The sequence below is a fragment of the Gemmatimonadaceae bacterium genome (assembly GCA_035533015.1).
Taxonomy (GTDB): domain Bacteria; phylum Gemmatimonadota; class Gemmatimonadetes; order Gemmatimonadales; family Gemmatimonadaceae; genus JAGWRI01.
This window is the reverse complement of sequence record DATLUQ010000055.1, coordinates 22,850-42,308: the sequence shown is the minus strand read 5'-3', so window position 1 is coordinate 42,308 and position 19,459 is coordinate 22,850. Positions and strand designations below refer to the sequence as shown.

General features: G+C 67.6%; 15 protein-coding genes. 3 read left to right on the top strand and 12 right to left on the bottom strand.

What is annotated here, in order from left to right:
- The first annotated feature begins 488 nt into the window (after positions 1 to 488).
- From VNF92_11950 to VNF92_11940, 3 genes are all read left to right on the top strand, one after another.
- The gene (locus VNF92_11950) at positions 489 to 1,130 is read left to right on the top strand and encodes a hypothetical protein (GenBank protein HVA58591.1); all 642 of its coding nucleotides are present in this window, start codon (positions 489 to 491) and stop codon (positions 1,128 to 1,130) included.
- 264 nt (positions 1,131 to 1,394) lie between these two features.
- Positions 1,395 to 2,276 carry a hypothetical protein gene (locus tag VNF92_11945; protein ID HVA58590.1) on the top strand — a complete coding sequence of 294 codons (882 nt, stop codon included), beginning with the start codon at positions 1,395 to 1,397 and terminating at the stop codon, positions 2,274 to 2,276.
- A 506-nt stretch (positions 2,277 to 2,782) separates the two neighbouring features.
- Positions 2,783 to 4,024 (top strand): IS256 family transposase, encoded by a 1,242-nt coding sequence (locus VNF92_11940; GenBank protein ID HVA58589.1) that lies wholly within the window; start codon positions 2,783 to 2,785, stop codon positions 4,022 to 4,024.
- 837 nt (positions 4,025 to 4,861) lie between these two features.
- On the opposite strand, the gene VNF92_11935 is transcribed toward VNF92_11940, so the two are convergent.
- From VNF92_11935 to VNF92_11880, 12 genes are all read right to left on the bottom strand, one after another.
- Positions 4,862 to 5,581 (bottom strand): ABC transporter ATP-binding protein, encoded by a 720-nt coding sequence (locus VNF92_11935; GenBank protein ID HVA58588.1) that lies wholly within the window; start codon positions 5,579 to 5,581, stop codon positions 4,862 to 4,864.
- A gap of 11 nt (positions 5,582 to 5,592) precedes the next feature.
- On the bottom strand, positions 5,593 to 6,906 hold the full coding sequence (locus VNF92_11930) for an FtsX-like permease family protein (protein ID HVA58587.1): 1,314 nt from the start codon (positions 6,904 to 6,906) through the stop codon (positions 5,593 to 5,595).
- Positions 6,903 to 8,102: an efflux RND transporter periplasmic adaptor subunit gene (locus tag VNF92_11925; protein HVA58586.1), complete on the bottom strand. Its 1,200-nt coding sequence runs from the start codon at positions 8,100 to 8,102 to the stop codon at positions 6,903 to 6,905. Before VNF92_11925 ends, VNF92_11930 begins: the two co-directional genes overlap by 4 nt.
- Positions 8,103 to 8,111: 9 nt before the next feature.
- Complete coding sequence (locus tag VNF92_11920) at positions 8,112 to 9,674, bottom strand: efflux transporter outer membrane subunit (protein ID HVA58585.1); 1,563 nt, start codon at positions 9,672 to 9,674, stop codon at positions 8,112 to 8,114.
- Between the two features lie 153 nt (positions 9,675 to 9,827).
- Positions 9,828 to 10,514 carry a haloacid dehalogenase type II gene (locus tag VNF92_11915; protein ID HVA58584.1) on the bottom strand — a complete coding sequence of 229 codons (687 nt, stop codon included), beginning with the start codon at positions 10,512 to 10,514 and terminating at the stop codon, positions 9,828 to 9,830.
- Between the two features lie 58 nt (positions 10,515 to 10,572).
- On the bottom strand, positions 10,573 to 12,567 hold the full coding sequence (locus tag VNF92_11910) for an amylo-alpha-1,6-glucosidase (protein HVA58583.1): 1,995 nt from the start codon (positions 12,565 to 12,567) through the stop codon (positions 10,573 to 10,575).
- Positions 12,567 to 13,301: an NAD(P)H-hydrate epimerase gene (locus tag VNF92_11905; GenBank protein HVA58582.1), complete on the bottom strand. Its 735-nt coding sequence runs from the start codon at positions 13,299 to 13,301 to the stop codon at positions 12,567 to 12,569. The genes VNF92_11910 and VNF92_11905 overlap by 1 nt, the downstream gene beginning before the upstream one ends.
- 14 nt (positions 13,302 to 13,315) lie before the next feature.
- Positions 13,316 to 14,467 (bottom strand): transaldolase, encoded by a 1,152-nt coding sequence (gene tal, locus VNF92_11900; GenBank protein HVA58581.1) that lies wholly within the window; start codon positions 14,465 to 14,467, stop codon positions 13,316 to 13,318.
- Between the two features lie 51 nt (positions 14,468 to 14,518).
- The gene (locus VNF92_11895; protein HVA58580.1) at positions 14,519 to 16,108 is read right to left on the bottom strand and encodes a glucose-6-phosphate isomerase; all 1,590 of its coding nucleotides are present in this window, start codon (positions 16,106 to 16,108) and stop codon (positions 14,519 to 14,521) included.
- Positions 16,105 to 18,156 carry a transketolase gene (tkt, locus tag VNF92_11890; GenBank protein ID HVA58579.1) on the bottom strand — a complete coding sequence of 684 codons (2,052 nt, stop codon included), beginning with the start codon at positions 18,154 to 18,156 and terminating at the stop codon, positions 16,105 to 16,107. The genes VNF92_11895 and tkt overlap by 4 nt, the downstream gene beginning before the upstream one ends.
- A 10-nt stretch (positions 18,157 to 18,166) precedes the next feature.
- Complete coding sequence (gene pgl, locus VNF92_11885; protein ID HVA58578.1) at positions 18,167 to 18,865, bottom strand: 6-phosphogluconolactonase; 699 nt, start codon at positions 18,863 to 18,865, stop codon at positions 18,167 to 18,169.
- Entirely contained in the window at positions 18,865 to 19,458 is a 594-nt protein-coding gene (locus tag VNF92_11880) for a histidine phosphatase family protein (protein ID HVA58577.1), read from the bottom strand. Before VNF92_11880 ends, pgl begins: the two co-directional genes overlap by 1 nt.
- Between the last annotated feature and the right edge of the window lies 1 nt (position 19,459).

Genomic DNA, 19,459 nt, shown 5'->3' with positions numbered 1-19,459 from the left:
CTTCCATTCTCGGGCTCAGCCTACCCGATCCACGACCCGCGCCGGCGAGGGATCCCCCCGCCGGCACCCGGGCCAATGCTCGTGAGCGGGGCCGCCGCAAGGCCGGGATTGACGGAGGGATTGGAGTTATCGCCGGTCTCTTCATGTTCCCCGTCGGCGCCTGCCGGGCATCCCTATCGTAGCAGACGCTTCTTTCCCCGTTGAAGGCTGCCACCGATCGAGCACCGGATCTACCCTCGGTAGCACGCGTCACGGCGCAGGCGATGACCATCAACGGGCGCAGCAATCCATCACCGGGGACGCGTGTTGTCTTCGTTCTAATTTTTCTAATGCAGTGTGGATTTCCGATATCCCTTGCTCGTCTGGGTGCACGCAGCACAGAATACGGAGCGACGCACTGCAGATTGCCGACCCCAGGCCGGCTCACGGTTTGGCTAGCGCGCCGATAGTTGGGTCGTGGCCGGCATGCCACTCCTGCGCGGGAGCAAATGATGATCAAGATCAGTGTCCGGGGATTGGCCAAATACATGACCTCATCGCCGGCGGCTCAGCGCAAGGTCCTCCGTGACTACAAGTATCCGGACGAAGACGAGCCATCGGCAATGCGGCTCTACTACAAGGACGCCACGGACCGAATCAGTGCGTATCACGGATCGTCTCACGGCCGAGAGTGGCTTCGCGCGAAGGTCTCAGACCTGACAGATCTGGCGCGCTTGACACCGGGTAGGGCCGGCACCCGACTCCGCCATAACGCGCGTGCCCTTGCCGCGTACGAGAGACACTTTGCTGACCGGCATTTCGAAATCCAGCGCCAGTTGCGCTTGCGATTGGCAGTGGGAGACGTCGTGATCACCGTGACCCCAGACCTTCACGCCGTCGAACGCGACAAGCCGGAGCTCATCAAGCTGGACTTCGCCGTGGAGGCGCCCAAAGAAGAAACGGTCAAGATTGTGTCGCAGGTGATGCTCGAAGCCGCCAGAGGACGCGTCCCGGACATCAGGAGCTCGTCCATCAGGTACCTCGATGTCACCCGGGGCCGCGAATTCAAAGCCGCTCGAGCGGGAGCACGAACGCTTCGGGACATCGAGGCGGCATGCACGAACATCGAAAGCATTTGGCCCAGCATCTGACCGACGAGCAACCTGGTCCACCTCTCAAGGAGGGGGCCAGGCATGGCACGGTTGCGCCGGCAAAGATGGCGGGGAGCTGCATCGCATCACTTCCGGACTGTTCCATTGGTCGGCTGAACTTCAATTTCACCGGATCCGCCGCTGGTCTTGTCTCCCGCTGGCACCCGATGCCCGCGGCGCGCGCGATACGCGAACGCCACACGACCCTGCCGTCGGGCCGCAGAAGCCCATGGCCCCTTGTGCCTGTTTGTTGGAGCGGTCCGAATGCCGACACGGGAAGAAGTGCCTGACCTGCCTGACCCTCGTTCTAGCGCCCAGGATGTCGCCCACATCACGTCCGAGCTCACGACCGCGCCGCCGTCTCGAAAGCGTCGTGTGGCGGAGAAGTTTGTCGTCGCCGCGCTCGGCGCGATACCCTGGGTTGGCGGCTTTCTTGCGGCCGCCGCGACCATCCGAGACGACGAGCGCGCCGCTCATCGGGACGATCTGCAGACGCAGTGGCTTGGCGAACACCAGCAAAAGATCGACGACCTCCGAGAAACGCTGAGCGACGTTGAGCAGCGCTTTGACAAGCTGGGGGCTACAGTCGAGGACCGCATCCAGAGTGAGGAGTATCTTGGCATCGTCAGGCGTGCGTTCCGCACCTGGGACGAAGCAGATACCAAAGAGAAGCGCCGCTACGCCGCGAATCTCGTAGTCAACGCCGCGGGTACGCGTATCTGTTCCGACGATGTTGTTCGCCTCTTCATCGACTGGCTCGAACTCTACCACGAGGTGCATTTCGCAGTCGTCCGAGAGATCTTCGAAAATCCGGGTTCATCACGTTACGAGATTTGGACGTCGCTGTATGGAGAAGTACTTCCGCGTGAAGATTCTGCCGAGGCCGATCTCTTCAAGTTGATGATTCGGGATCTGAGCACCGGCGGCGTCATTCGCCAGGAACGGGATACGAACGCCATGGGACAGTTCGTACGTCGCCGTCCACAAAAGAGCGGTCGGCCGGCAGCCACGACCATGGAATCTGCCTTCGAGGGGTCGAAGCCATACCTGTTGACAGAACTGGGCCGCCAGTTTGTCCACTACACGATGAACGAGGTTGTGACGCGAGTGGGAGCCGGAACGACGGGCGCAGACAGTTCGCGCTAGCTGGGGTCCATCCTGAAACTGGCATATCAGACGCGTCAGGAGGCGATGTCTGCCCTCGAATGTGGTTGAGGGGCGCGGAATTGGCGAGGGGCCGCGCCGATGAGGGATGACGGGCCCCCGGCGGCATCAGGCACGACGATCGTGGGGACGGCAAGGCCGCGCGCCGGAGTCGCGCGCAGGGAAATGATCGCGGGCGGGCGTCAGGGGAGTTGGGCGCGCGCCAGCATGAGGAGATTCGCGGCGAGGATGGCCGAGGCCACCGCCGCTCCATCCGGCCGTCCTGATGAACGCGAAGCCCGCACCGGCCGGTAGCCCGGCCCACCGCCTCACTGCTTGCGGAGGATGAACGTCCGGTTCTTGCTGTACTCTCTCTGACAGTACATGAAGCAGAACGAGCCGAGCTATTCTCTAAAAGTGTGGAAATAGGCGAAAGGCGGTGACACCTTCTCGGGTGAGATCAATCACCCCGGGCCGAATGCCCGGCCACGAAAAGGAGCCACCGCCCGATGCAGAAGATGAACCGAGAAGCCGCCGCGTCAAGGCCGACCTGGGACACCCTCGAGACGTTTGCCCGCCTGCACATCCAGGGCTTCCTCCAGCAGCTCTTGGAGGACGAAGTGACCGAGTTGCTGGGCCGCACGAAGTCGGCGCGCCGCGGGGCGGTCGATGCGCCGCCCGGGGCCCGCAACGGGCACGGGAAGCCGCGGCAGCTCGCGTTGATGAATGGCACGATCACCGTGCGGCGGCCGCGCGTGCGCGACCTGGAGGCGCGGTTCGCGAGCCGGCTGCTCCCGCTCTTCCAACGCCGGACGCCGGAAGTGGCGGCGCTGTTGCCGGCGCTCTACCTCCACGGCCTCGCACTCGGCGATTTCGAGTTGGCGCTGCGGGGCCTGCTGGGCGATGCCGCGCCGCTGAGTGCGAGCTCCCTCCTGCGCCTCAAAGCGACGTGGCAGGCGCAGTACAGCGCCTGGCAGCAGCGCGATCTCTCCGACTGCCGCCTGATCTATCTCTGGGCCGACGGTGTGTACGTGAAGGCCGGGCTCGAGACCAGCAAGGCCGCGCTGCTCGTGCTGATCGGCGCGGATGCCGAGGGGCAGAAGCGGGTGCTCGCGGTCACGAGCGGGCAGCGCGAGTCCACCGAGAGTTGGGCGGCGGTGCTGCGCGATCTCAAGCGGCGCGGATTGCGCGCGCCGAAGCTCACGATCGCCGATGGGCATCTGGGAATCTGGAGCGGGCTCGCCGCGGTCTATCCCGAGAGTGCGGAGCAACGCTGCTGGAACCACAAACTCCGGAACGTGCTCGATACGGTGCCGAAGAAGCACCAGGCCGAGGTCAAGGCCGCGCTGCAGGCTATCGCGAGTGCCGACACGGCCCACGCGGCCACCGTGCTCCGCGAGCGCTTCACCCGCACCTATCGCCGGCCGCACCCCAAGGCGGTCGAGCGGCTGGCCCACGACTGGGAGCGGATGATCGCCTACTACGCGTTTCCCCAGGAGCACTGGACGCATCTCCGTACGACGAATGTCATCGAGTCTCCGTTCGCGGCGGTGCGCCTGCGCACGTCCGCGGCCAAGCGGTTCAAGATCGTCGAGAATGCCACGGCACTGGTTTGGAAAACGCTGTTGGTCGTCGAGCACCACTTCCGGAAACTGAATGCCCCGCACCTCTGTACCGCCGTGTCGGATGGCGTCGCCTTTCCCGACGGCATCCGCACCATCACCCCCACCCGAAAGCTGCGCGCCGCCTGACGCCATTTACACACTTCTTGACAAGAGCTCATCGCCGACCTCCGCACGCGCTCCGCATGCCACTTCCGCCCGTAGCTGAAGCGCTACTTCTCGAAGCGAATGGGTGGCGTGGTACAACAGCCAGCGCCTGATGGAACCGCTGGGCTACTTGCCCCCCGCGGAGCACGAAGCACAGTATCACCAAGCCCGGGCCACCAAAACGGCCGGGGCACCCAACTAAACCAGTCTCCGGAAGATCCGGGGCGATTCAGTCCGCCCGTGTTCGGATCGCGGGCTGGAGAAGGCGCGATCGGCCCCGGACTGGGACGACGCCTCATGCCCGGGCGCGGCGAGTGCGTTGAGGATCGTGCACGAGCGGAGTGCGCCGCGCCCAGGGCAGGCTGCGATGAGGGATTCCAGTGCCGCCGCGATCTCACATAGCTGCTCGCTTTTGTGCTGTACCTCCACGAGCTTCGCCGTCGCCCGTGCCCGGACCGTCGAACAGTCGGCAGACGGGTCGACGCGGAGCGCCAACAGCTCCTGGATCTCGCGCAGTGAGAACCCGATATGCTGTGCGCGACGAATGAATTTGACCTGCTCGATCTGATCGGGCGCGTATGATCGGAATCCGGCGGGCGAAGGTCTCGAGGGCTGTTCGATCAGCCCACGGCGTTCATAGAAGCGAATTGTTTCGACACTGACGCCCGCGTCGCGGGCGGCCCTTCCAATTGTACGGTCTCCCATGGTGGCTCCTCGGTGATGCAGTATAAGCACGGTACCGTGGTACGGTGGCAATCGCGGCCGTGGCGGGGCGCGGCGGGCCCAGCCCCGGCCGCCGTTACTGGCCGGGCGGCTCCCTCACGGAGGTCCGGACATCGCGCCGCTGGCGACGTCCTCGACAAACCGGCCATCCCGCATCTCAATCACGCGGTCGACCTTCCCGATCAAACGGTGATCGTGCGTGACCACCAGCACCGCCGTGCGGTACGTGGTTGAGACCTGGCGCAGCAGCCGCATCACGGCGAGTGCGCGGTCGGTATCGAGGCTCGCCGTCGGCTCGTCCGCGAGCAGGATCTTCGGATTGTTGGCCAGCGCGCGCGCGATGGCGACGCGCTGCTGCTCGCCGCCGGAGAGTTGGTTCGGGTACTGAGCCGCGCGGTCCGCGATTTCCAGATACTCGAGCAGTTCCGCCGTCCGGGCTTCGGCCGGCGTGCCGCGGACACCGGCCAAGCTGAGCGGCAGCAGTACGTTCTCTCTCGCGGTCAGGAACGGAATCAGGTTGGGGGACTGAAAGACAAAGCCGATGCTCTCGCGTCGGATACGCGCCACATCGGGGGCCCGCCCTCCTCCATAAATGTCTTCCCCGTCGAGCAGCACGCGTCCTTCGGTTGGTTCGGTCACCAGGCCGAGAATCGTGAGAAGAGTGGTCTTGCCACCCCCGCTCGGACCCATGATGGCCCACAAGTCCCCAGGGCGCACCGCGAGGTCAACTCCTCTGAGCGCTTCCACGCGGGTCCGGCCCTGGCCGTACACCTTGACGAGTCGCTCGGCCAGGATGGCGTATCGGGGGTCGTTCACTCGCTCCATGCTTACCCCGCTCCGAGAACGCTGCGCGGATCGACGCGCATGGCCCGTCGCACTGCGAGCGCGCTCGCCAGCGCGGCGACGCCAACCATCACCACGAGCATCTGCGCGATGTCGCCATAGGTCGCCACGACCCTTCTCGGAAAGTACGGTTCGATCAGCAGCTCAAGCGCACTCCCAAACAAGGTGCCGACGATTCCCATGAACAGTGCTTCCTGCAGGATCATCTGGTAGATGACTCGGCCAGGCGCGCCGAGCAGTTTGAGCATCGCGATCTCGTGCAGCTTGTCCAGGGTGGAGGTATAGATGATGAGCGCGATCACGACGCCGACGATCACAATGAGGATGTCGCGAAACAGGGCAAGCTGGAACAGGATGAGCCGATTCGATCCCATCAGTTGGATGTTGATCGCTTCCGGTGCGGTATAGACCTGGAGATGTTGCCATTGACCGATATGCGCCGCGATGGCCGTCGCCGACGCGCCCGGCCGCACCTTGACCGCCACCGCGTTGATGAAGAGCGTATTCTGAAACGATGTCAGCACCTGGCCTGTCAACGGCGCGACCAGGCCGGGCTGCGCGGCGGCCAGGTTCGCAACGCCTTGCGCGACGAGTGGTCGTTCACGGCGGAGCATATTGGGGTCCGCCTGGAAGATGATGCGCTCGGCGTCCTGCAGGGTGGTGTAGACCACGGGATCGGCGGTGAAGGCCACCATGTGCCTCGTGAGGCCCACCACGGTGTAGTCGAAGTTGCCCAACCGCAGGCGTTGCCCGACCTGGAACCCGGTCGTGATGTCGGCGACGACCTCGTAATGGCTAGCGTCGATGGTGCGGCCGGCGACGAGGGTGGGCGGGCCGCCGATCTTTCCGCGCTGATACCCGATGATGATGAACCGCTGCGTCTGAGGCATCGCCATCCATCCAGGCTTCACCATCGTCGCCGTGTTGAGCAACGTGTTCAGGTACATGAATTTCATGAGCCGCGTCGGGTGGGGCATGGTCTGCACGTGTTCCCAAGCCGTCGCTAGCGGACTCGCCTGCGCCACGCCGGGGATCGCCTCGATGGCGTGGTAGATGCTTTCTGGAAGTCGGGAAATCTCCACAAACGGACCCAGCGTGCCGTCGTGGGGGCGTGTGCCGCGAGCCTGAACCACCCAGAGGTCGGCGCCGGTCTCGTCGACGATCGTCGCCGAGTCGAGGATCACCCCTCGGACGATCCCGCCGATCGCCACGACCACCATGATCAGCAACGAGACGCCGATTGTCGAGCTGAAGAACTTGAAGCTGGAGTGCCTGACGTCCCTGATGGCGAGATTCATCGCACGGTCATCGCCGCGTGACCCGTGTCCGCGCGGGCGGCACGAACCGTCTGACCGTCGCGCAAGCCCATGGGCATCAGCACGACGCGCTCGCCCGTGCGGAGATTCCCCGTGACCGCGACCCCCGAGGCGCGCGGACTGCTCGCGATGACCGTCACCGGCACCTGATGAACCGTGTTTCGTCCGTCGAGCGCGAACACGAGGACGCGGTCGCCCATCGCCATGAGCGCGGCCCTGGGAATGACCAGCGCATTGGTCGCCTTCCCGACCTGGAGGTAGACGTTGGCCCACTGCCCGAGTTGGAATTCTTCGAGCGGAAGCGAAACTGCGACTTCCGCCACGGTCTCCTCCGTGGCCGCGTCCGCGCGCGGACGCATGCGCAGGACGTATCCCGACAACGGGGCCCGCTCCCGGCCGCGAAGCAGGACCGACGCCGATTCGCCTTTGCGAATCTTCCCCGTGAAGTCCTGATCGATGTAGGCGCTCACGTAGATCACACTGGTGTCGGCCACGGTAAACAGCGGCTGGCCGGGCACCACCGAAGCGCCCGGCACGACCCATCGCTGGGTCACAACCCCGCTGACCAGCGAGGGGATTCGCGTGAGAGTCAGCCGGTACGCCGCAGATCCGAGGTCCGCTTCGGCCGCGTGCAGCGCGCTCTGCGCCACGGCGTTGCGTTCGCGGTATTGTTGCCAATCTTCCGTGCTCACGGCCCCGGAGGCGACCAAGGTCTGTTCGCGGGCCCATTCCCGTTGGCGCTCCTCGGCCGCTTCCCGGGCTCCGGCCAGCGTCGCGCGCGCGGCCTGGACCTGCCACCGGAGATCCGCCTGATCGAGGGCGGCGATGACCTGGCCTCGCCGTACGCGATCGCCCTCGTTGACGAAGACCTGCTCGACCCGACCGGTGATCTTTGAACTGACATCCGCCAGAACGTCCGCCGTTACCGTGCCAGTCCCCTCGATCTCGGCCACGACGTCCCCGCGTGTCACGGTCGCCACGGTAACCACCGGCGGCCGCATCACCGTCGATCGCAGGGCCACGACCAGCGCGGCCACGACGAACAGGACACCGGCACCCTGCCGTACACGGTGCCATGCGTCTGACGGCGGCCTGGTGCGGCCCGCGTGCGGTGACCCATCTGGTGTCGCCGCCGTCGGGCGCGGCGCGGAACGGAAATACTTCACGATCGATCTCATGAGTATGGGCTACGGGTGCAGGGAAGGGAACGGACTCGCGGAGGCGCCTTTGCCCGCAGAGTCGGACCGTGCGCGGCAATCCCCACACAGGGACGGATCATCCCACCATCCGCCCCCGAGGGCCACGACCAGTTGCGCGCTGTCCAGAAAGCGTTGACCCTCCGCCCGAGCGTACCCAAGACGTGCTTGCTGATAGCTGCGATCGGCAGCGAGTAGCTCGAGCATGTTGATCTTGCCCGCCGCGTAGCGGAGGCGTTGCAGCGCGAGCGCGGCGCGCGAGGCGTCGAGTGCCTGTCGCTCGGCCGCTAGCAGGTCGGCATCGTGGCTGAGGGCGCGCAGAATGTTCGCGACCTGGCCGAAGGCCTCCAATACGGTCTGCTGATACGTGGCCAGCGACGCGTGAAATCCGTCGATCGCGGCCCGTTTCTGCGCCGCCAGTACGCCCCCGTGGAAGATCGGCGTCGTGATGCCTGCGGCCAGATTCCACAGCACGCTCGACCCGTCGAACAGCGCCCCTGTGGCCAGCGCCGCGGGCTCGAGCGATCCGGACAGGGTGATCGTGGGGTACAACCGTCCGGTGGCGATGCCTATCGCGGCACTGCTCGCGTGAAGCTCTGCCTCCGCCGCCAGGATGTCGGGCCGCTGGTGGACGAGGGCTGACGGCAGACTTACCGGCAGCTCGGCCGGCAAAGTGAAATCGGCCAGCGTGAAGGCGGGCGGCGTCCATTCCCCAGGGGACCTGCCGACCAGAACGGCGAGGGCGTTCTCGGCAACAGCCACCTGCTGCCGGAACGGCGGCAATGGCAAGCGGTCGTTCGCCAACTGGGCCGCGGCCATCAGTTCGTCGGTGCGAGCGGCGCGGCCGGCCGATAGGCGTTGCCGCACAAGCGCGCGGTTCCGTTCGTCGTCGGCCGTCAGGTCCTCGAGCGCATCGATCTGAAGGCGAATCGACGCGATCGTCAGCGCCGCCGTCACCGCATTGCCGGTGACGGCAAGTTGCGCCGCGACGAACTGGTAGGCCTGCGTCTCAGCCAACGCGCGCTTCTCTTCCACGCGGCGTGCCGTGAGGCCGAACACATCGGGCGCGTAGCTCGCGGTCGGGCCCACGGCGTAGAGATTGAAGGTGGGAACCGGCCGTGGCCGCAGGAGCCCGAGGGCGAATGGAGGTCCCTTTTGTCGCTCGGCCAGGGCGCCGGCGTCGATTTGAGGGTACAAGGCGCCTCGCTCTTCGATCACCCCCTCTTGCGCTTCGGCGAGCCGTGCTCTGGCTGCCTCGGTGGTCGGACTGCTCGCAATGGCGCTCTGCACCAGACTGTCCAACGCCGGCGATCGGAATAGGGTCCACCACGTAGCCGGAATCGCTTGATTGACGACGAGACGCTGGGAGGGTTCGCTGTCGCCGGCCGCCAACTGCCGCGCCGTTGTCCTCGGAGTGTACGCGGCACCCACCGGTTGTGCCGGCGGAACGAAATTCGGCCCGGCCGCGCACCCGGCCAGGAGAGTCGCGAGCACCCCTCGGGCGACGACATTGCGATTGCCACGACGTCGGAATTGGATTGAACGCGTCCTCATTTCGCTGATCGCGATTGGTTGCACGGCCCCACCTCTCACTGCAGTATAGGGTCCGTACTATGGTACGGAGTCAAGGGGTGGAATCGGGGCCACCTGATCCTGCTATATACCAGCTTGACGTACGCCCCAGCACGGGGCGCTCTGCTCGTCATCTCACGCAATCGGCGCGAGCAGCCCCGGCAACTCGGCAAGCGTTCGGATCTCGCGGTCCGGCGACCCCGGCAACCGCTCAGGACGCTGGCCGTAACAATTGCACCACACGACCCGCATGCCGAAATCCGAGGCCGCGTGCGCGTCCCAGGCGTTGGACGACTGGAACGCGATTGACCCGGCCGGCACCCCGAGCGTGCCAACGGCGTACCGATAGACTTTCGGATGTGTCTTGTAGACGCGGACGGCATCGGCGGAGAGCACCGCGTCGAACAGGCCGGTGAGACCCGCACCGGCCACAGCAGCCGCCAACATCGCCGGCGATCCATTGGAGAGAATGGCGGTGGTGAACCCGGCCTGGTGCAGTGCGCGAAGCACGCCGGCCACTTCGGGAAAGGCGGGCAGCGTACGATAGAGATCCATCAACCGGTCGTGCAGATTCGGCGTGTTCAACCCGAGGCTGTCCAGGGTGTAGTCCAGGGCGTCGCCGGTCACCTGCCAGAAATCCACGTAACGCCCCTGGAGCGCGCGGAGCCAGGTGTATTGGAGCTGCTTGTCGCGCCAGAGCGCGTTCAATGCGGCGCGCCGGTCGTCGGGGATATCCGGGCAGTGCGCGGCGGCCGACGCGAAGTCGAACACGGTGCCGTAGGCGTCGAATACGCAGGCGCGGATGCCAGTGAGTTGGGTCATGGATGGGAGTCTCGAGTGGGGGTGCGGTTGATGCCGGTCTCGCGACCGGCGACGACCATCAGCGGGGCGCGTCATCGCGGAGCGCCGTCCACGCGCGCAGGGTTTCTGCCACCGACCACGCCTGCGCAATGCACCCGCGCGGACGGTGGGGCGGGGCGCCGTCGAAGATCTCCGCGATCGAGCCGAGCCCGTCGGCGTGCAGGTGATCCACGAGCGGATCGAGAAATGCGCGGGCCGTCTCGGCCTCGTGGTACACGCGGTAGTGCGCGAGGGCGAAAGGCCCGAGCAGCCATGCCCACACGGTGCCCTGGTGGTACGCGCCGTCGCGCGACGCGACATCGCCGTCATACTGCGGCCGGTAGTCCGCGTGGCTCGGCGCCAGACTGCGGAGGCCGTGCGACGTCACGAGATTCCGGGCGCACGCATCGACCACCGCGCGCTGCTGCCCGGCATCGAAGGCGCTGAAGGGCAGGGAGACGGCGAAGATCTGGTTCGGCCGCAGGCTCCCGTCGTCTCCCGACGGGCCATCGAGCACATCGACCAGATGTCCCAGTTCCGCATTCCAGAATCGCCGCATGCCCGCCCGTGCGCGTTCGGCGCGCGCACGCCAGGGGGCGACATCGCCACCCAACCGGCCGGCCAGTTCGGACATCGCGGCCAGCCCGTTGTACCAGAGCGCATTGATCTCGACGCATTTGCCCTGTCGCGGCGTGACGACCCAATCGCCGAGCTTGGCGTCCATCCACGTCAGCTGCACACCGTCTTCCCCGGATCGGAGCAGGCCGTCCCGCACATCCACGCCGATCCCGTAGCGCGTGCCCTGCTCGTGCGCGGCGATGATCCCCTCCAGGACAGGCCACAGTTCGCGCGCGACGTCCAGGTCGCCCGTGGCTTCCGTATAGGCGCGGATCGCTTCAAGGTACCAGAGCGTGGCGTCCACGGTGTTGTACTCGGGCGGCCCCCCGGCGTCGGGAAACCGGTTGGGGAGCATGCCACGATCCACGAAGGCCGCATACGTGAGCAGGACATGCCGTGCCACGTCGGACCGGCCGGTGACGAGCGCGAGACCGGGGAGCGCGATCATCGTGTCGCGGCCCCACTCGCCGAACCAATGGTATCCCGCGATGACGCCCCACCCCTGGTGACCATCGACGCCCCGTTGCACGATGAATTGATCGGCTGCGAGGGCGAGCCGGGCACCTACCGCGTCGGCGCGTGTTCCCTGCCGTGCGTCATACTGCGCTACCACGTCCGCTTCGTGGCGCTCGACCTCGGCGAACACGCCGGCTGGATCGATGTCGCCGGGCTCGGCGGCGAGGACGAGTGCGGCCTCCGCCCCGGGCTGCAGCTCAACGGTCGCGGTCGCGACGTGCAGTGCATCGTCGAGGGCGTCCAGTCCGCGCTCGCGTTCGCGGTCGAACAGGAAGCCGTCGTACCACCCGTGGTCCGGCGCGAGCGCCATGGAGGCACTCCGCACGTACAGCGGCCGGCCGCCGGGGTATGGCGTGACCGTGATGCCGTCGCCGGCGTCCGTCACGTCCATTGGCAATGCGCCGGCCCGCGTGTTGCCGTGAAAGTTCCGATGGAGCGCCAGCACCTTGACGGCCAGTCGCACGGGGCCCGAGCCGCGCACGAGGCGATAGGCCACCACCGTCGCGTTCCTTCCCCGTGCCATCGCCACGCGCTTCTCCAGACACACGTCGCCGACGCAGAAGCGCCACACCGGGACGCCACCCTCGAGCCAGAACGCCTCGGTATGCTCGAAGCCGCGCGGGTTCACGGTTCCGTCCCGCCAGCGCGATGCGTGCAGCGGCGTCTCGTCCTCGCCCGCACCCACGGTCTCATGGACCTCGGCCGCGAGAGCCGTGCGCTCCCCGGGCGGGTCGAGCGCAGCCACCAGCAGCCCGTGGTAGCGGCGTGTGCGAACGCCCGCGACCGATCCCGACGCGTAGCCGCCGATGCCATTGGTGACCAGCCATTCGAGGCGCTCGGCGCGCTCGAGCGTGCCGCACGCGTCGCGGCCGAACCGGATGCTCAGCGGCGTCGGCGCCATCACCGCAACCGCACGACGTCGCTGCCCGCGAAGACGTCGGGAATCCGTACGCCGAGTGGTGGCCGCGCGTACAGCTCGGGTGGGACGCCGATATCGGCGAGATACAGTTGGCCTACGGGCCCGGTGGCGCGTTCGGCGCCCAGCCCCTGTTTGGGCAGGGCCAGGGTCATCGTCGCCGTGGCGCGCACGCATGGGTCCGTCGGTGCGCCAGTCGTGGCATCCAGCCCAGAGGGGACGTCGAGTGCCAGCACGGGGGCGGTGCCGCGGTTGGCCCAGCGAATCAACTCTGCGGTGCGTCCGCGAGGCGCACCCCGCAGGCTGTAGCCGATGATGCCATCGATGACCAGGTCAGGTGGTTCGGGCAAGGGATCGTCGGTGTCGTGCACGTCGAGTCCCAGTCGGGCGACGATGTCGAGCTGGTGGCGTGGCACTTCGGAGAAACGATCTGCCGCTGCGGTCACGAATACCGACACATCCATGCCCCATCCGGCCAGTCGCCGGGCGCAGACCAGCGCGCCGCCGCCGTTTCCGCCGGGCCCCGCGAGCACGACCACCCGGCGTCTGCCCGGCGTATCGCCGAGGAAACGCGCGCGGGCCAGGTGCGCCAGGTGCCGCCCCGCCAGCTCCATCATCTGCAGCAGGACGATCCCATAGTCCTCGACCATGGCGCGATCCACCTCGATCATCTGCGTCACGGTGAGCCATGGCAGCTCGGCGGCGGCCTGGTCGGACATTCTGGGAATGGCGGTCATCCCGCCCGCCCGATTGTACGGGCGAGGCGGCCCGTCGCGGCCGCGCGCTCGGCGATCACCGCGAGGAGTGAATCATATGATTTGCCAAATGACGCGACCCCCTCGATTTCGAGGCGCCCGAGCACACCCGTGAGGTCGATGCCAGCGGCGCCGAGCGCGGCGATTGTCTCGCCCGCGGCATCCAGGCCGTCGCCGATTCGAAGCGCGGGCGCCCCGTGGTTGCGATACGCGGCGATCGTGGCGGGCGGCATGGTGTCGACGGTGTCGGCGCCGATGAGTGCCTCCACATAGTAGGTGTCGGGGTACGCCGGATTCTTGGACGACGTGCTCGCCCAGAGCGGACGTTGACGCCGGGCGCCGCGCGCGGCCAAGTGCGTAAATCCTGGGCCGCCGAACACCCGTTGGCAGGCGGCGTACGCCAGCTTCGCGTTGGCGATGCCGGCCTTGCCCCACAGTTCGGCAAGCCCCGCGGCGTTGCCGGGGGCTGCCGCGATCCGCTCGTCGAGCAGCCGGTCCACCGCCGTGTCGACGCGGCTGACGAAGAAGCTCGCGACCGAGAAGATGGTGCCGAGACCCTTGCCGGCATTGGTGCGCGTTCGCAGGCCGGCGATGTACGCCGCCATCACGGCCGCGTATCGCTCGAGCGAGAAGATGAGTGTGACGTTGACGCTGATGCCCTCGGCGATCGCGCCCTCAATGGCGCCGAGTCCGGCCAGCGTCGCCGGGATCTTGACTAGCAGGTTCGGGCGGTCCACGGCGCGCCAGAGGCGGCGGGCCTCGGCGAGCGTGCCCGCCGTGTCGTCGGCGAGCGTGGGCGCCACCTCGATGCTGACATAGCCGTCGCTCCCCTCGGTGCGCTCGAACACCGGCAGGAACAGGTCCGCCGCGTCGCGGATGTCGGCGATGGCCAGGGCGTCAAAGATCTGTTCGGCGCTCCTGCCCTCCGCCGCCAGGGTGCGGATGGTGTGGTCGTAGGCGTCGGTGTTGGCGATGGCCTGTTCGAAGATGGTCGGGTTCGACGTGAGGCCGGTGATGTCGCCGTCGACGATCATCCGCGCGAGTTGCCCGCTCGTGATGAGATCGCGGCGGATGTTGTCGTGCCACGGCGACTGGCCGAGTTGCTGCAAGGTGACGAGAGGATTCGACATGGGACATCCGGTGTGTGAGGAGGCCGATTGGGCGTGTATGCGGGGTGTGGGTCAGCGCACCTGCGGCAGTGCATACCGTGAATCGGTGGGGCCGCCGGGCGTGCGCACGACGCGACCATTCGCCGCCAGGTGTTCGAGCACTTTGTGGACCGTCTCGGACTGATCGGCCGCGTCCGCCGCCGCTGCCCACTGGGCGGCGGTGCGCGACGTGCCCGGCGTGCGGCGGAGCGCGCCGAGCACAGCGTGCTGCAGCGCGATCACCGCGGTCGCCGCCGTCTTCCCGGCCTCCACGCCTGGCTGATGGTAGGCGTTGATACCGACCAGCGAGGCATAGAGACCGACGGCCCGTTCATAGAGCGCGATCAGCGCCCCGAGGGTCCGGGCGCTGACGTCGGGGACGGTGATGGAGACGGACTCACGGCCGTTCTGGAACAGGGCTTCGCGGGTGCCGAGCAGGAATCCGAGCAGATAGTCGCCCGACGTGGTATCGGGCTCGACTTCCTGCGGGGTCCCGGCCTGGTCGTGCAGCACCTGGATGAACGTGACGAAGAAGTTGTCCACGCCGTCGCGCAGCTGCTGCACATACGCGTGTTGATCGGTGGAGCCCTTGTTCCCGTACACCGCGATCCCCTGGTGTACGATCTCGCCGGCGAGATTGCGTTCCTTGCCGAGCGATTCCATGACCAACTGCTGGAGATAGCGCGAGAACAGGAGCAGGCGATCCCGATAGGGCAGGACCACCATGTCCTTGGCGCCGGTGCCGCCGCCCGCGTGGTGCCACATGAGCGCGAGCAACGCGGCGGGATTGCGGGCCACGGCGGGGTGGCGCGTGGCCACGTCCATGTCGCGCGCGCCGCCCAGCATGGCGTCGATGTCGAACCCCTGCAACGCGGCGGGAAGCAGCCCCACGGCCGAGAGCACGGACGTGCGACCGCCCACCCAGTCCCACATCGGGAACCGCGCCAGCCACCCGTCGGCCCGCGCCGTACGGTCGAGGGCGCTGTCGGCGCCCGTAACCACCACCGCGTGGCGCGGGAACGGGAGGCCCAGACCCTCGTACGCCTTGGCGGCGATCAGCATGCCGTTGCGGGTTTCCTTGGTGCCGCCGGACTTGGAGATGACCAGGGTGAGCGTGCTGGCCAGCCCGTCGCCCAGGCGCGCCAGCGTGCGCGCCATGCCGTCAGCGTCCGTGTTGTCGAAGAAGTGTACGGCCAGCGGATCGCTGGCGGTGCCGAGCGCGTCGCCCACGAGCTGCGGCCCGAGGGCCGAGCCGCCGATGCCGATCACGAGCACGTGGCGGAAACGCTCCGCGCGGACGGGTGCCACGCGGCCTGCGTGCACGTCCGCGGCGAACGCACGCACCTGCTGCTGGACCGCGACGATCGCGTCGGTGATGGCGGCCTCGGGCGCGAGTTCGGGCGCGCGCAGCCAGTAGTGTCCCACGCGGCGCTGCTCGTCGAGGTTGGCCACGGCGCCCTGTTCGAGCGCCTCCATGGCCTGGAACGCCCGCGCCATCGGCGCCGCCATCCGCTCCAGGAATCCGTCGTCGAAGCGCATGCGCGAGATGTCCAGCGACAGCCCAAGGGCGTCCACGATGCACAGCCGTTCCCGGTACCGATCCCATAACTGCGTGGTGTTCACAGCATCTCCTTGGCGGCGGCCACGACGGCGTCCACCGTGAATCCGAATTTCGTGAGCAATTCCTTGAGGGGGGCCGAAGCCCCGAACGATCGCATGCCGATGACGCGCCCCGAGAGGCCGGTGTAGCGTTCCCAGCCGAAGGTCGAGGCCTGTTCGACGGCGACGCGCGCCGTGACGCCGGGCGGGAGCACGGCGTCGCGGTACGCCTGGTCCTGCTCCTCAAACAGCTCCCAGCACGGCATGCTGACGACGCGGCTGCGAATGCCCTCGGCGATGAGGCGCTCGTGCGCGGCCACACAGAGGGACACCTCGCTGCCGGTTCCGAGGAGCAGCACCTGGGGTGGGCCGTCCGGCGCCGTGGCGAGGACGTACGCCCCGCGGGCCACGCCGTCGGCCGACGCGTAGCGCGACCGATCGAGCGTGGGCAATGCCTGCCGGGAGAGCACGAGCGCCACCGGTTCATGCCGGAGCGGGACGATGGCGCGCCACGCGGCGACCACCTCATTGGCGTCGCCTGGACGGAACACGCGCAGGCCCGGAATGGCACGGAGCGACGCGATCTGCTCCACGGGCTGGTGGGTGGGGCCGTCCTCGCCGACACCGATGGAGTCGTGCGTGTAGATGTAGATGACCGGCAGTTCCATGAGCGCCGACAGCCGGAGCGTGGGGCGCGAGTAGTCGCTGAAGATCAGGAACTGCGACCCAAACGCCCGCAGTTTGGAGAGCGCGAGTCCGTTGAGAATGGAGCCCATGGCGTGCTCGCGCACCCCGAAATGGAAGTTCCGGCCGGCTGGATTCGCGGCCGAGAGGTCACCGGCGCCGTCGAACGTCAACCGCGTCTTGGTGGAGGGTGCGAGGTCCGACGATCCGCCCACCAGCCACGGAAGATTCGCGGCGATGGCGTTCAGCACCTGCGCCGACGCGTCGCGCCCCGAGACCCCTTTGGGGTCGGCCGGGAACTCGGGTACGTTCCGATCCCACCCGTCCGGCAACAGGCGGTGTTGCATGCGATCGAACTCATCGGCGAGATCGGGGTGTTGCGCGCGGTACTGTGCGAACCCTTTGGTCCATTCCGCGCGCAGGCCGGCTCCGCGGGCCCCGATGGTGCGCGCGAAGTGCGCGCGCACCTCGTCGGGCACCATGAACTGGGCGTCTTCCGGCCATCCATACGCGCGCTTGGTGAGGCGCACCTCCTCCTGGCCCAACGGCTCGCCGTGGGCCGAGTGCGAATCCTGCTTGTTGGGCGAACCATAGCCGATGTGGCTATCGACGATGATGAGCGTGGGCCGCCCCGTGGTGCGTTTGAACGTGGCCAGGGCCCGCGACAGCATCTCCAGATCGTTCGCGTCGCCGACGCGCGTGACGTTCCACCCGTACGCGATGAATCGCGTGGCGACGTCCTCGGAGAAGGCGAGCGACGTGCTCCCTTCGATGGTGATCCGGTTGTTGTCGTAGATCCAGCAAAGGTTGCCGAGCCCGAGATGACCGGCGAGGGACGCCGCCTCGCCGGATACGCCTTCCATCATGCAGCCGTCACCGGCCAGCGCGTACACGTCGTAGTCGATGAGGTCGAACCCCGGGCGGTTGAACTTGGCGGCTATCCAGCGCTCGGCGATGGCCATGCCCACGCTGGTGGCCACGCCCTGGCCGAGCGGCCCCGTCGTCGTCTCCACGCCAGAGGTCCAGTGATACTCGGGATGCCCGGGACAGCGGCTCTCGAGTTGACGGAACCGCCGGAGGTCGTCGAGCGACACGGCGACGTGACCGAGTCGCTCGTAGTCGCTGTCCACCGCCCTGGTGCCGGTCAGATGGAGCAGGCTATAGAGCAGCGTTGACGCGTGGCCCATGGACAGCACGAAGCGGTCGCGATTGGGCCAGATCGGATCGTCGGGGTCGAATCGCAGCACCCGCTGCCAGAGCGCATAGACCACCGGCGCCATGGCCATTGGGGTGCCCGGATGGCCAGAGTTCGCCTGCTGCACGGCGTCGATGCAGAGTGTGCGGATCGTCGCGATGGAGAGTTGGTCGATATCGGTCTGGAGCGGCATGGGGCCTCGGTCAGCGTGAGAGCGACGCCAGATCGGCGGCCGCGTCATTGAGAATGGTGGCGCCGTCGCGGCGGATGCGCCCGGCCGGGACGAGCCGGTCGGCGTGGCGCAGGCGCGCGAGTGCCGGCCCCTTCGCGGCGCCGGTCACGACCCACAGAATTGCTCGCGCGCGATTGATCGCCGGCACGGTGAGTGTCAACCGCCGGTAGCCCGCGTACGTCGCTGTGGCCGCGACATCGGCGGTCGCGGCGGTGAGCCTGGCATCGCCCGGCACGATGGAGGCGGTGTGACCGTCCTCGCCGAGGCCGAGGTGCACGAGGTCCAGCACCGGTGGATTTCCCGCTTCATTGTGTAGCGTTGCGGCGTACTCCGCCGCGGCACGCTCGAGGTCGGGCGCGTTCACCGGCATCGCATATATGCCGGCGGGCGGCACCGGGAGGTGCGCTAACAGGGACTCCCGCAGGTGCGTCAGGTTGCGATCGGGGTGGCCCTCCGGCGCGACGCGCTCATCCACCTGGAACAGGTGCACCTGCGACCAGGGCACGTCCTCGTCGACGAGCAGGCGCAGCATGCGCCAGGGTGTCGTGCCGCCGCTCGTGGCCAGCAGGAACCGGCCACGCGCCGCTACGGCACGTCGCGCGTCCTCCGCGATGACCTGGGCGGCCCGGTGCGCCACGGATTCCGCGTCCGGCAGGGTTTCCTCGCGCATCACGCCTCCTCCAGATGGCAGATCTCGTTCCAGTGGTGGATCACGCGTTGCTCCCGCTCGAAACCCATGACGCTGACCGACGCCGTGTCGAGCGCGTACAGGGCGCCCGCGCTCGGCGGGAGGCCGAGCCAGCGGGCGGCGAGCACGCGCAGCAGGTGGCCGTGGGCGAACACCGCCCCGTCGCCGTCGATGCCGCGCACCCGCGCGATCACGCGGTCCGCCCGGCGCCCCACGTCGGTGGGGCTCTCGCCGAGCGGAGCGCCGTCCTTCCAGTTGGTCCACGCCGGCTGTTCGACCCGAATCTCCTGGGTGGTCAGCCCCTCATACGCGCCGTAGTCCCACTCCTGCAGGTCGGGTTCGATCACCGCCGTGTCGCCGTAGCCCGCGAGCCGGCAGGTGTCGCGCGCGCGCACGAGGGGACTGGTGAGTACGAGGGCGAATGGCCGACACGCGAGGCGTCGGCCGAGCGCCACCGCCTGCCGCTCGCCTCGTGGGGTGAGCGCGACGTCAGTGCGGCCGGTGTGGCGGCCGAGCACCGTCCAGGGCGTTTCGCCGTGGCGGCACAGCCAGAGTGTCGGGTGCGCGTCAGACATG